Here is a 12279-nt window from a genome sequence, read left to right on the forward strand (position 1 = left end):
CTTAGGAAAAATGTGCGGCCCGATCGTCCGGGCCGCACGTTGGATCAGTTCTTGACCAACGGGCATTCGCTTTCAGAAAGCGGGCGCCAGATATCTGCGGCAGGCAAGTTGCCGATGACCTTGTAATAGTCCCAAGGATATTCGGACTCGGCTGGTGTCTTGACCTGAACCTGCAACATGTCGCGCAGGACAACACCGTCTTCGCGAATGGTTGCTTGGGTGAACACATCGTCGACCGGCATTTCGCGCATGCTGGCCATCACGTCAGGCCCCGCATCCGACCCCGTTGCTTCGACCGCCTTGAGGTAATGGTTCACCGCGGAATAGGTCACAGTCTGGGATTCATTCGGCTTGCGGTCGCCCATCTGTGCGCTCCACCGCTCGGAAAAGGCGCGCGCCTCGTCGCTTTGGTCCCAATAGGCCGGTGCCGAGGCAACCAGCCCCTGCATCGTTTCCAGACCGATGCCATGCACGTTGTTCACCTGCATACCCAAAGGCGCCAGAACCTGACCCGCATCGGCGATCCCGAACTCGCGTGCCTGTTTCAGCACGTTGGCAAGGTCAGCGCCGGCATTTGCAATGCCGATCACCTTGGCGCCACTGGCCTGTGCCTGCAGCAACTGCGAAGAAAAGTCGTTGGTCCCAAGCGGGTGCAGGATCGAGCCGACCACCTTGCCGCCGTTTTCCTCGATAAACTTGGTCGCGTCTTCCTGCCACTGTTTGCCAAAGGTGTAATCGACGGTGATGAAATACCATTCGTCCAGACCCTGTGCGAGCTGTGCCATCACCGAACCCTTGGCCAGCGTATAGGTGTCATAGGCCCAGTTGGTGCCATAGGGCGTGCATTTGGCGTTGGTCGTGTCCGACGTCGCGGTGCCTGCGATCAGGTAGGGTTTTTCGTGGGTGTTCATCACATCCTGAACCGCCAGGGCGATGGACGAGGCCGAACATCCGACGATCACGTCGACGCCTTCCTGTTCGATCCATTTCAGGGCCTGCGCGACACCGATGTCGGGCTTGTTCTGGTCATCGGCAACGACGATTTCGACGGGCATGCCGTTGATGGCACCCCCGTGATCGTCAACGGCCATCTTGACCGAAGCAGTCGATCCCGCGCCGCAGTTGTCGGCATAGGGGCCGGACTGGTCATTCATCACGCCGATCTTGATGACGCCGTTCGAGATGTCCGCCTGAGCCTGCGACGCAACAAGTGTCATCGCCGCAATCACTGCGGCCATATGGCTGCACTTTACCTTGGTTTTCATTACTTTTCCTCCCGGGTTTATGAACACAGACCTCCTCAGCCTGTGCGATATTCCCCACGCCTCAGGAAAAGGCGTAGGTTATTCCTCCATCCACAAAAATCATGTCGCCAGTGATGAAAGACGCCTCTTCGGACGCCAGAAACACCGCTGCATTCGCCATATCGGCAGGTTGCCCCAGACGTCGGATCGGAATGCGCTCGCGCCGCCGTTCCCAACCCTCGTCCGTCACCACGCGCATCGCGCCGTCGGTCTGGGTTGGTCCGGGTGCGATGGCCGTGACCCGGACGTTATCGGGACCGAATTCCGCGGCACCCGAGCGGGTGGCCGCAGCAACGGCTGCCTTGATCGCGCTGTACATGATGCCGTGTTTCATCGCGAGGACGGCAGAGGGTGAGGCGATGTTGACGATCGCGCCGCCTCCGGCTTCGCGCATCTGCGGCAGCACCGCCTGATAGCCCCAGATGACCCCCTTGAAGCCGACGTCGATCATCCGGCCGATCATCGTTTCGTCCTGATCTTCCAGTGGCCCGTACCGGTTCCACATCGCATTGTTGACCAGCAGCGTGACGGGCCCGAATGCCTGCTTCAGCTTTTCCGCGGCGTCGAACACATCGGCACGCAGCGCCGCATTGCCAACCAGGGCAACGGCCTGTCCGCCGGCCTCTTGAATGGCGGCGACGGTGGCTTCGGCCAATTCGGGTTTCAGGTCGAAAACGCCGACGGCGGCACCTTCGCGGGCATAGGCCTCGCAGATGGCCCGCCCGATGCCCAGACCGCCACCGGTCACCAACGCAACCTTACCCTCAAGCCGCTTGCTCATAAGTTCTCCCTTCAGGACCTCTGCCCCGGCACAGGTGGCCCTGCTGCCGGTGATCCAGACATTGTTTGATCTGATGTCGCGCAGCGCCCCCTGCGGGGCTGCGCACGACGCATTCTCCTTCGGCGGTGCGCGCATTTTGCGGATATGCAGCCGGCCGATTTCCCGCCCCCAGTCTCACATGCCGCGTTGAACAGGGCCACGAATATTGATATATGGAGTTTAAATTCACATTCTTGAAAAACGGCCAAGGAGAGACACCGTGAGCGAGACCAAGGTAAAATCGGCGGCGCGGGCGTTCGAGGTGCTTGAATACTTCCGCATCGGACGGCAGCCGCGTTCGATGTCCGAGATTGCCACCGGTCTGGACTATCCCCTGTCCAGCACGACAGTCCTGCTCAAGACATTGGTTAAGCTGGGTTATCTGAACTATGACCGGCGCGCGCGCGTGTATTTCCCGACGACCAAGGTCACCGGACTGGGGGAGTGGATCCCCAAGACGCTGTTCGGGTCGGGGCAGATCATCGACGCGCTGAACGATCTGCACGCCGAAACCGGCGAGGGCATTTTCATCGGTGCCAAGAACGATATCTATCTTCAGTATATCCAGACTCGCGCGTCCATTCAGGCGCTGCGGTTCCACATCGAAGAGGGCACGATCCGGCCGATCACCAAATCGGTTGCCGGTCTGGTTCTGCTGGCGACCCTGCCCATGGACAAGCTGGAAAACACCGTGCGGCGTGCCAACATCGCAACGCCCAAGGTCGCGGACCGAGTGAAGCTTAAAGACATCTCCGAGCAGATCGAACAGATCCGGCAGCAGGGCTATGGCTATGTCGAGGATATGCCCTTTGAAGGGGGCGCCACCCTGGCGATGCTGCTGCCGGTGCTGGTTCAGGGACAACCGATCACCCTGGCGCTTGGCGGTGTGGCCGAGCGGTTCAGACGCAACCGCGACCAGTATCTCAGCGCATTGCGAAAGGCCGTCCGATCTGTTCGCACAGACCCGGATTTCAACAACCCGGTTCAGATCGAACTGTGACGGACGGCGTTCCACAGCCGGTCTAGCCCTTGTTCCGGTTGCGCATGCGCCGCCACAGCGCCCCCGCCTCGCCGACAACACCGCGACGCAGGAACAGGATCACCAGGATCAGGATCACGCCCTGTGCGATCAGCGCCCATTCCCCGAATTGGGCCAGTTCGTCGTTCAGGAAGATAATCGCCGCCGCACCGACCATCGGACCGGTGAACGTGCCCATTCCACCCAGCAAGGTCATCAGAATAACCTCGCCCGAGACGGTCCATGACACATCGGTCAGCGTGGCGAACTGAAACACGGTGGCCTTCAGTGCGCCTGCAAAACCCGCGATCCCGGCCGAGATCATCATCGCGATGATCTTGAAACGCTCGGGCCGGAAGCCCAGCGATTCAACCCGCGCTTCGTTGTCCCGGATGGCTTTCAGGATTTCACCGAAAGGCGAATGAATGACACGGTAGATCGCGAAAATCGCCAGCGCGGTCATTGCCAGAACGAAATAGTAGAACGTCCGGCTGTCCGAGATGTCCACCACGCCAAAAAGATCCGAGCGCGGAATGCCCTGCATGCCGTCTTCGCCGCCGGTGAACTCGGATTGCAGCAGCATGAAGTAGACGAACTGTGCAAAGGCAAAGGTGATCATGGCAAACTGGATGCCCGTCCTGCGCACCGCGACAAAGCCCACGAAGCCCCCCAGCAGTGCAGAGACAAGCGCCGCCGCGAGGATCGCAATTTCGATCGAAACCCCTGTCGTTTTCAGCAGATAACCCGCGATATAGGCCGACAGCCCCAGGAACATCGCCTGCCCGAAACACAGCAGGCCGACGTATCCCAAAAGCAGGTTGAACGACGACGCGAAGATGACAAAGCACAGGATCGTCATCAGCAGGATCGGGTAGACGAAAAACGGCAATGCCAATGCGATGGCGACGCCCAACAGAACAAGTGCAATACGCATCAGCTTTTCTCCCCGGAAAACAAACCCCTGGGCCGAAAGATCAGGGCCAGCAGCATGATGAAGAAGATGACCAGGTTTGCGCCCTCGGGATAAAAGACCTTTGTCAGGCCCTCGACGATCCCCAGCAGGTAACCGGTCAGGATCGCGCCCATGATCGATCCCATCCCGCCGATCACGACGACCGCGAAAATGGTGATCATCAGCGTCGATCCCATGGACGGAGACACCTGGTAAATCGGCGCGGCCAGCACGCCCGACAGCCCCGCAAGGCCAACGCCAAAGGCATAGGTCAGCGTCATCATGCGCGGCACGTTGATGCCAAAGGATTCTACCGTTTCCGGCGATTCATTCGCCGCGCGCAGATAGGCCCCCAGCTTTGTGTGTTCGATCAGCAACCATGTCCCGAGACAGGTAAAGATCGAAAACACCACGACCCAAAGCCGGTACCAGGGCATGAACATGAAGCCCAGGTTCACGCCCCCCGGCAGCGGAGAGCTGTAGGGCAGGCCGGTCGAGCCGTAATTCAGCCGAACCGCCCCTTCGATCACCAGTGTGGCGGCATAGGTCACCAACAGGCTGTACAGCGGATCAAGGTGGGCGATTGGCTTTAGTATCAATCGCTCCATCACAAGCCCGAATATCGCGACCACCAACGGGGCGATGAACAGCGCCCCCCAATAGGGCACGCCCAGCGTGCTAAGCAGCAGCCACGCCACGAAAGCGCCCAGCATATACTGTGCGCCATGGGCAAAGTTCACCACGTGCATCAGCCCGAAAATGATCGCCAGCCCCATTGCGAGCATCGCATAGAAAGAGCCGTTGATGACTCCGATCAGCAGCTGGCCGAACAACAGCTGCGGTGTGATCCCGTCAAACATGGTCAGACTCCCAAATAGGTTTTGACGCGGTCAAGATCGACCGCAAGTTCATCGTTCGTCAGCGTGTCCACGACCGCGCCGTTTTCGATCACGACGTGGCGGTCGGCCACCGAACGGGCGAAATTCAGGTTCTGTTCGACCAGCAGGATGGTATAGCCCTGCTCTTTCAACAGCCTGATCTGGCGGCCAATTTCCTTGACGACGACCGGGGCGAGACCTTCGCTGGGTTCGTCCAGCAGCAGGAACCGGCAGCCGTTGCGCAGGATGCGCGCAATGGCCAGCATCTGTTGCTCGCCGCCCGACAGCTGCGTGCCCCGGCTGGTGGCACGGGCTTTCAGGTTGGGGAATGTCTCCAGCAGCGTGGCGTCCGACATCCCGCCCGGTTTCAGGATCGGGGGAAGCGTCAGGTTCTCGCGCACAGAAAGGTCCGCGAAAATCCCGCGTTCCTCGGGACACCATGCGATGCCCTTGCGGGCGATCTGATAGGTGCGTTTGCCCATCAGTTCCTGTCCTTCGAACAGGATCGAACCCTTGCGATTGCGCACGATGCCCATGATCGAACGCAATGTCGTGGACTTGCCCGCTCCGTTCCGCCCGATCAGCGTGACCAGTTCGCCCTGGGCCACATCGAACGACACATCATGCAGCGCCTGGCTGTCCCCATACCAGGCACGCAGGTTTTCGACCTTCAACAGCGGGTCGGTTCTGGCATCAAAGGGCATCTTCGACACCTCCCATATATGCGGCGATCACACGTTCATCGGATGAAACTTCGGCATAGTTGCCTTCGGTCAGGATCTGGCCCGCCTGCAACACAGTGATCCGGTCGGACAGCGACGACACAACCGACAGATTGTGTTCGACGATCAGAACGGTGCGCCCGACCGACACCTTGCGGATCAGCTCGGTGATGGGCTCGATGTCCTCGTGCCCCATTCCGGCGGTTGGCTCGTCCAGCAGCATCACCTGCGGGTCCAGCGCCAGTGTCGTCGCAATCTCAAGCGCGCGTTTCTTGCCATAGGACAGGTCCGAGGCCGCGACGCCCGCACTGTCCTGCAAGCCGACATTTTCCAGCAATTCCATCGCACGCGTGTTCAGGTGGGCAATGGACCCGAGCGGCCGCCAGAACCGGTAGGCCGTACCCTTTCCGGCCTGCAATGCCACGCGCACGTTTTCCAGCGCCGTCATCTGGGTGAAGGTGGCCGATATCTGGAACGAGCGCGCCATCCCTTGTGTCGCCACGTCGCTGGTGCGCAAGCGCGAGATGTCCTCGCCGTTCAGGATGATACTGCCGGTGCTGGGTTGCAGCGTCTTGGTCAGCAGGTTGAAACAGGTGGTTTTACCCGCCCCGTTCGGACCGATCATGGCGTGGATGGACCCGCGCCTGACCTTGAGATCAACATCCTTCACCGCCCAAAAGGCGCCAAACTTCCGCCCAAGCCCACGTGCTTCCAGCGCATATTCTGTCGTCATAGTTCGCCCTCCTCCCGGGCCTGTCAGAACGAGCTGGGCAGGCCGAGCACTCCTTTTGCCAGAACACCCTTTTGAATCTCGTTCGAACCGCCAAAGATCGTCGGTGCACGGCTGTCGAGATAAAGGTTCATCGCGTCTACATCGCCCGCGCCGGTGTGAAGATCGTCCCACAACCGGGCCTCTTCGCCTGCAACGGTCAGCATCTCTTCGGTGATCCGCTGGTACAGTTCGCTGCAAAAAATCTTGAGCACGGAAACATCGGCGCCCAGAACGCCCCCCGCCCGAAGGACGCGGGCAAAACGTTCAAAGGCGGCACTCAGATCATACAGGTCCAGTCGCAGTTTGGCGTAGCGCGCGACGAAGCCAGGGTCGTCGAATGCACCGCGATCCTGCGCCAGACGTTCAAGCCGTTTGATGGCATATTCAGGCCGGGACGGCGCGCCCAGAAAGATCCGTTCGTGACCCAGAACCGCCTTGGCCAGCGCCCAGCCCTGATCGATCTCACCCACGACATTCGCGGCAGGCACGCGCACGTTGTCAAAGAACACTTCGCAGAAGTCCGCTTCGTTCCGCAGGTTGGGGATGGGCCGCACGGTGCACCCCGCAGTGGTCATATCCACCAGCAGAACGGTGATGCCCTTTTGACGCTTGGCCTCGTCCGTGCTGGTCCGCACCAGCAGAAGGATCCAGTTCGCGCAATGCGCCAGCGTGGTCCAGATCTTCTGGCCATTGACGATGAAATCATCCCCGTCACGCCGTGCCGATGTGCGCAGCGACGCCAGATCAGACCCCGCGTTAGGTTCCGAATAGCCCTGGCACCAGACATGTTCACCGCTGAGAATCCGGGGTAGGAAGAAATCCTTTTGCGCCTGCGTGCCGTATTGGATCAGCAGCGGGCCGGTCAATCCGATCCCGTGGTCCGGGATGCGTGGGCACCCCAGCCGGGCCCATTCCTCGACATAGACAATATGCTTGGCTGCATCGAGTCCCATGCCGCCGTATTCCTGTGGCCACAAGGGCGAGAGCCAGCCCTTGTCAGCCAGTTTGTGATACCACTCGGATACCTCGTCGAACACCGGCCGCTGCTTGCGCATAAAGCGCAGGTGGGCGGGGCAATTTGCCTCGACCCAGCTGCGGAAAACAGCGCGGAACTGGTCGTCGCTGAGCGCATTCCAGTCCTGTTGTTCAGACATCACAGTTCGTCCTTGAAAACGGCGGGTCGTTTTTCAAGGAAGGCGGCCATCGCTTCCTTGCTGTGCGGGTGGCGGGTCATTTCAACCGTCAGGTTCTGCTCGAACCGGTAGCCGTCTTTCAGCCCCATGGTTTCGACCGTATTCAGCGCACGCTTGGCCAATTGGATCGCCTTGGGCGACTTGGAGGCCATGGTCCTGGCCATTTCCATCGCGGTCGGCAGCAGTTCCTCAGGCTCGACACAGGCCTCGATCAGGCCGCGACGCCACAGCTCTTCCGCAGGGCAGCGCCAGCCGGTCAGCACCATGCGACGGGTCAGACCGATGGGGAACACCCGCATCGTGTGACGCACGCCACCCATCAGGCCAATGTCGATCTCGGGCAGGCCGAACACGGCCTTGGTCGAACACACGATGATGTCCGAGCAGATCGCTAACCCCATGCCAGCCCCCAGCGCGGGACCGTTCACAGCGGCGATCACCGGGATATTCATCTCCATGATGACAAAGCCGATCTCACGCGTGCGGCGCAGGTGGCGATAGGTGTCGCCGGGCGCGCCGTCTGCGATCTTGCCGCGCGACTTGATGTCGGCGCCGGCGGAAAAGCATTTGCCTTCGCCGGTCAGCACGATGGCCCGCACGCCCGGTGTCTCGTTCAGCTCGTCGAACACGGCTGTCAGCTCTTCGACAAAGGCGCGGGACTGGGCGTTGACGGGGGCGGCGGCCATCGTGATCAGCGCAACGTGATCTTCGATCTTAACCTTGATCAGATTGTTTTCCATGGGTGGTTTCCTTTCATGCCGCGGCGCGTTCACGCGCCACAAATTGAAGGCGCAGCGTTTCGGGCTGGCCAAGAGTTGCGTTGAGCGCGACGGCGCGTTTCATGTACAGGCCGATGTCGCAATCGTCGGTAAAGCCCATGGCACCGTACAGATGCAGGGCACGTCGGGTGATTGTCACCGCCGCATCACCGGCGCGCGCCTTGGCCGCGAGAACAGCAAGATCGCGCTCCAGGCTTTCGCCCTCGGCCTGCATCTCGACCGCATGAGACACCGATGCCGCCGCAAATTCGGCGTCGGCCCACATGTCCACCAGCCGGTGCTGGACCACCTGAAATCCGGCAATCGGCCGGCCGAACTGCACGCGGTCCTTGGTATAGGCAATCGTGTCCTCGATGGCGCGCGTGCCGATGCCGACCAGCTCTGCTGAAATGGCCAGGCGGGCGGCTGCAATCGCCTGTTCCAGCGCCGCGTCCGCAGCATCCGCACGGCACAGCACGGCCTGCGTCGGGACGGTGACCTGATCAAGGGACAGCGTCGCCAACTGGCTTCCGTCCAACGTGGCATGCGCCGCGACCGTCAGCCCGTCCGCATTTGCGGGCACGCTCAGCAAAAGGGTTTGCCCCTCCTCTGCGGCCAGAACCAGAAAGTCGGTGGCGGATTGTGCCGCCGAAACATACGAGATGCGGCCCGACAGCGTGATACCATTTGAAGTGCTGCGCGCGGCTATGGGGCCTGCACCGCCGTCTGCCCCTTGCCAGGCTGGTGCGACAATCGCCGCCCCTGACATCAGGCCATCGGCCAGCCGCTGTCGTTCGGCACCCGGCTCCGCGGCTGCAATCAGTGCACCGGACAGAACGCTGAGCTGTGCCAGCGGTTCGGTGACCAGCGCCTGCCCCAAAGCTTCGCACAGGATGGACTGTTCGGCGTACCCCAGTCCGGCGCCGCCCAGCTCTTCGGGCAGCATCAGACCCAGCCACCCCGCCTCTGCCATCGCGGCCCAGGACGTCCGGTCAAGATCCGCGCCAGACGCCCGCCGGGCGCGCAGGGTCGCCGGGCCGTCGTGACGCTGTGCAAAACCCGCCACGCTGTCGCGCAACAGCGCAAGATCACCGTCATCATCGTTCAAGATCAAACCTGTCATCGCTGGTCCTTTCGACCTGTCTGCCCGTTGCCCTCAGGCATGTTCGGGCAGAACGTGATTGGCGAATTGCTTGCGCAACTCAACTTTTTGCAATTTTCCAGTGGCCGTGTGCGGCAGGCTGTCGACAAACACGATGTCATCGGGCAACCACCACTTGGCCACGCGATCCTCCAGGAACCGGCGCAGATCCTGCACGTCCGGAGGGAGGTCGGATTTCGACACGATGACCATCAGCGGGCGTTCCTGCCATTTGGGATGTGGCACCCCGATCACCGCAGCTTCAGCCACCTGTGGATGCATCATTGCCGCATCTTCCAGATCCAGCGACGAGATCCATTCGCCCCCGGATTTGATCACATCCTTGGCCCGGTCTGTGATCCGCACATAGCCGTTCGCGTCAACGGTCGCGATGTCACCGGTCGAAAACCAGCCATCGGAATCCAGAACCTCGGCCTGGTGCCGGAAATACCCCGAGGTGATCCACGGTCCGCGCACCTGCAGTTCGCCCGGCGCCTGTCCGTCGCGCGGCTGTACCTGACCTGCATCGTCCACGTGGCGCAATTGCACGCCATAGACCGGACGTCCGCCCATGCACTGAAGATCCAGCCGGGCGTCGTCATCCTGATCGTCATGTTGGGGCAATGCGTTGGCGACCGTGGCAACCGGACCCGTCTCGCTCATCCCCCAGGCCTGAAGCCCGTAGATCCCCACGTCGCGCAGCCGCCGCATCAAGGTGCGCGGCGCGGCGGATCCGCCGACCACCAGCCGCTTCAGCTTCAGGTCGGCCTTTGGATCAACGCCTGTCTTTTCGATGTGGTCAAGAAAGCCCAGCCAGACCGTCGGAACCCCCAAGGAAAATGTGCACCCTTCGTCCCGCGCCAGGTCATAAAGGCTTTGCCCGTCGAGGTTCGGCCCCGGCATCACCAGCTTGGCGCCACATAGCGCAGAGCCATATGGCACCCCCCACGCGTTCACATGAAACAGCGGCACGCACAGCAGGGTGCTGTCCCGGCTGGACAGTTGCAGCCCGTCCATCTGGCACAGCATCATTGCGTGCAGAACAGTCGAGCGGTTCGAATAAAGAACCCCCTTGGGATTGCCCGTCGTGCCAGAGGTATAGCACAGGCCCGACGCGGTGTTTTCGTCGAACACCGGCCAGTCAAAATCCGCGGTTTCCGCCGCGACGAGTGTCTCGTAACACAGGCTGCCCGCGGGCATGTCGCCCATGTGATCCGCGTCGGTCATGGCGATCAGCGTATCGGCATGGACCAGCCCCGGACGCAGGTCGGACACCAGTTGCGCAAAGGTGATGTCGAACATCAGAACCTTCGCCCCTGCGTGGTTCACGATATAGTCGATCTGTTCGGGAAACAGGCGCGGGTTGACGGTGTGCAGCACCGCACCGATGCCGGATACGGCAAAGTACAGTTCAAGATGGCGGTGCGTGTTCCACGCCAGCGTCGCCACCCGGTCACCAGGTTGCACACCAAGCGATTTCAACGCCTGCGCCAGCTTCTTTGCCCGCACTGCGATCGTTTCGTAGGTATGGCGCACAATCGGCCCCTCGCAGGTCTTGGTCACCACCTCGACGTCCGCGTGAAAACGGCTCGCATGGTCCAAAAGCCCCGAAATCAACAGCGGACTGTTCTGCATCAAACCGTTCATGGAAAACTCCTCCTCAAGACGAACAGCCTCCACTCCGTTCGCGTCTTCATTTCGCCAGCGGAACAGCCCGCTGTCAAAGTAATACCCAAATGTGAACTACACTTTCACAAGTGTGTATTCTGTCATATGCCGCCACGCGGGGGCTTCTCGGAAATTTGGCATCAAACCGAACCCTGCACCGATTTTTGAGACCGGTTTCGACAGGTCATGACGAACCCGTACAGCAGCAGCGCTGCAGAAACCCCCAGACAGACCTGGGATATGCCGCTTGAGACAAAGGCGGTGAAATCGCCCCCGCTCAGCAGCAGGGTCCGGCGGAAATGCTCTTCCATCATCGGCCCCAGCACAAAGCCAAGGATCAACGGTGCGGCCTGAAACCCCAAAAACCGCAGGAGGTAGCCGAAGGCCCCTGTCAGCAAGACAACCCAGACCTGGATTTCGTCGTTATAGGTCGTCAGCACACCCATCACGATGAACATCAGGATCGCCGGATACATCAGGTGAGCTTCAACTCGCCGGGGTGTGCCTTGGCCCAATCGGTAATCTCCTGGATCGTATCCAGCGGGTAGTCGGGCCGCATCATCAGCATGTTCGAGCCACGGCCCAGCATGTAGACCGGTGACAGATCTGCCAGTTCGAAAGGCGTGTTCGTCATCAAAACTTCGTTGGAGATCACGCCATAGGCCGTCATCAGGATGCGGTAGCCATCAGGTTCGGAACGCGCCACATCCATGGCGCCAACCAAAGAACCCGAGCCGGGCTTGTTCTCTACGATAACCGTTTGCCCCAGACGCTCTTGCAACTTTGGCAGCATTTGGCGGGCATAGGCATCGGTCACACCGCCGGCGGAATAGGGCACAACGATCGAAATCGTGCGCTCGGGGTAATCCGCAGCCTGTGCAAAGCTCGCAGATAAGGCAACGGCCAAGGCCGCGATGAAAACTTTCATGATTTCCTCCCATGTGCCGGACGATCTCCCTTCGTCCGGTGCTGACTAACCGGTTAGTCAGTCTTCACCTTAGGAGGCGATATGCCTTCCGACAACCCACCTTCAGGACGTTTGCAAATTTCACA

13 protein-coding genes are annotated in these 12279 nt (G+C 60.7%); 1 reads left to right on the plus strand and 12 read right to left on the minus strand.

Features of this window, described 5'->3' with window-relative positions; translation table 11 throughout:
* Positions 1 to 44: 44 nt before the first annotated feature.
* Together BUC08_RS18215 and BUC08_RS18220 are read right to left on the minus strand one after the other, a co-directional pair.
* Positions 45 to 1265: an ABC transporter substrate-binding protein gene (locus BUC08_RS18215; RefSeq protein WP_037927488.1), complete on the minus strand. Its 1221-nt coding sequence runs from the start codon at positions 1263 to 1265 to the stop codon at positions 45 to 47.
* 61 nt (positions 1266 to 1326) lie between these two features.
* Complete coding sequence (locus BUC08_RS18220) at positions 1327 to 2085, minus strand: SDR family NAD(P)-dependent oxidoreductase (protein ID WP_037927728.1); 759 nt, start codon at positions 2083 to 2085, stop codon at positions 1327 to 1329.
* Positions 2086 to 2344: 259 nt separating this feature from the next.
* Here BUC08_RS18220 and BUC08_RS18225 point away from each other — a divergent pair, with 259 nt between their 5' ends.
* Positions 2345 to 3124 carry an IclR family transcriptional regulator gene (locus tag BUC08_RS18225; protein ID WP_037927486.1) on the plus strand — a complete coding sequence of 260 codons (780 nt, stop codon included), beginning with the start codon at positions 2345 to 2347 and terminating at the stop codon, positions 3122 to 3124.
* 22 nt (positions 3125 to 3146) lie between these two features.
* Here the strand turns inward: BUC08_RS18225 and BUC08_RS18230 are convergent, their stop codons facing one another.
* The 10 genes from BUC08_RS18230 to BUC08_RS18275 form a co-directional block, all read right to left on the minus strand.
* On the minus strand, positions 3147 to 4076 hold the full coding sequence (locus BUC08_RS18230) for a branched-chain amino acid ABC transporter permease (protein WP_037927481.1): 930 nt from the start codon (positions 4074 to 4076) through the stop codon (positions 3147 to 3149).
* Positions 4076 to 4954, minus strand: a complete 879-nt coding sequence (locus tag BUC08_RS18235) for a branched-chain amino acid ABC transporter permease (RefSeq protein WP_143186777.1) — start codon at positions 4952 to 4954, stop codon at positions 4076 to 4078. Before BUC08_RS18235 ends, BUC08_RS18230 begins: the two co-directional genes overlap by 1 nt.
* A 2-nt stretch (positions 4955 to 4956) precedes the next feature.
* Positions 4957 to 5676 (minus strand): ABC transporter ATP-binding protein, encoded by a 720-nt coding sequence (locus tag BUC08_RS18240; RefSeq protein WP_037927477.1) that lies wholly within the window; start codon positions 5674 to 5676, stop codon positions 4957 to 4959.
* Positions 5666 to 6427, minus strand: a complete 762-nt coding sequence (locus BUC08_RS18245; protein WP_037927473.1) for an ABC transporter ATP-binding protein — start codon at positions 6425 to 6427, stop codon at positions 5666 to 5668. The genes BUC08_RS18240 and BUC08_RS18245 overlap by 11 nt, the downstream gene beginning before the upstream one ends.
* A gap of 23 nt (positions 6428 to 6450) precedes the next feature.
* Entirely contained in the window at positions 6451 to 7620 is a 1170-nt protein-coding gene (locus tag BUC08_RS18250; RefSeq protein ID WP_037927471.1) for an acyl-CoA dehydrogenase family protein, read from the minus strand.
* Positions 7620 to 8399, minus strand: a complete 780-nt coding sequence (locus tag BUC08_RS18255) for an enoyl-CoA hydratase/isomerase family protein (protein ID WP_037927468.1) — start codon at positions 8397 to 8399, stop codon at positions 7620 to 7622. Before BUC08_RS18255 ends, BUC08_RS18250 begins: the two co-directional genes overlap by 1 nt.
* Positions 8400 to 8412: 13 nt before the next feature.
* Positions 8413 to 9540 carry an acyl-CoA dehydrogenase family protein gene (locus BUC08_RS18260; RefSeq protein WP_037927465.1) on the minus strand — a complete coding sequence of 376 codons (1128 nt, stop codon included), beginning with the start codon at positions 9538 to 9540 and terminating at the stop codon, positions 8413 to 8415.
* Between the two features lie 33 nt (positions 9541 to 9573).
* On the minus strand, positions 9574 to 11205 hold the full coding sequence (locus BUC08_RS18265; protein WP_037927462.1) for a long-chain fatty acid--CoA ligase: 1632 nt from the start codon (positions 11203 to 11205) through the stop codon (positions 9574 to 9576).
* Positions 11206 to 11366: 161 nt separating this feature from the next.
* The gene (locus BUC08_RS18270) at positions 11367 to 11702 is read right to left on the minus strand and encodes a tripartite tricarboxylate transporter permease (protein ID WP_037927459.1); all 336 of its coding nucleotides are present in this window, start codon (positions 11700 to 11702) and stop codon (positions 11367 to 11369) included.
* Positions 11702 to 12154, minus strand: coding sequence for a Bug family tripartite tricarboxylate transporter substrate binding protein (locus BUC08_RS18275; RefSeq protein WP_051694471.1), 453 nt, complete (start codon positions 12152 to 12154; stop codon positions 11702 to 11704). Before BUC08_RS18275 ends, BUC08_RS18270 begins: the two co-directional genes overlap by 1 nt.
* Between the last annotated feature and the right edge of the window lie 125 nt (positions 12155 to 12279).

This window comes from Pseudosulfitobacter pseudonitzschiae, assembly GCF_900129395.1.
In the GTDB taxonomy this organism is placed as follows: Bacteria; Pseudomonadota; Alphaproteobacteria; order Rhodobacterales; family Rhodobacteraceae; genus Pseudosulfitobacter; species Pseudosulfitobacter pseudonitzschiae.

Bases quoted from the DNA above. Each gene is read 5' to 3' on its own strand.
- BUC08_RS18220 (WP_037927728.1), bottom strand. From the start codon at position 2,085: ATGAGCAAGCGGCTTGAGGGTAAGGTTGCGTTGGTGACCGGTGGCGGT.
- BUC08_RS18255 (WP_037927468.1), bottom strand. From the start codon at position 8,399: ATGGAAAACAATCTGATCAAGGTTAAGATCGAAGATCACGTTGCGCTG.
- BUC08_RS18240 (WP_037927477.1), bottom strand. From the start codon at position 5,676: ATGCCCTTTGATGCCAGAACCGACCCGCTGTTGAAGGTCGAAAACCTG.
- BUC08_RS18265 (WP_037927462.1), bottom strand. From the start codon at position 11,205: ATGAACGGTTTGATGCAGAACAGTCCGCTGTTGATTTCGGGGCTTTTG.
- BUC08_RS18250 (WP_037927471.1), bottom strand. From the start codon at position 7,620: ATGTCTGAACAACAGGACTGGAATGCGCTCAGCGACGACCAGTTCCGC.
- BUC08_RS18230 (WP_037927481.1), bottom strand. From the start codon at position 4,076: ATGCGTATTGCACTTGTTCTGTTGGGCGTCGCCATCGCATTGGCATTG.
- BUC08_RS18270 (WP_037927459.1), bottom strand. From the start codon at position 11,702: ATGTATCCGGCGATCCTGATGTTCATCGTGATGGGTGTGCTGACGACC.
- BUC08_RS18245 (WP_037927473.1), bottom strand. From the start codon at position 6,427: ATGACGACAGAATATGCGCTGGAAGCACGTGGGCTTGGGCGGAAGTTT.
- BUC08_RS18275 (WP_051694471.1), bottom strand. From the start codon at position 12,154: ATGAAAGTTTTCATCGCGGCCTTGGCCGTTGCCTTATCTGCGAGCTTT.
- BUC08_RS18260 (WP_037927465.1), bottom strand. From the start codon at position 9,540: ATGACAGGTTTGATCTTGAACGATGATGACGGTGATCTTGCGCTGTTG.
- BUC08_RS18235 (WP_143186777.1), bottom strand. From the start codon at position 4,954: ATGTTTGACGGGATCACACCGCAGCTGTTGTTCGGCCAGCTGCTGATC.
- BUC08_RS18215 (WP_037927488.1), bottom strand. From the start codon at position 1,265: ATGAAAACCAAGGTAAAGTGCAGCCATATGGCCGCAGTGATTGCGGCG.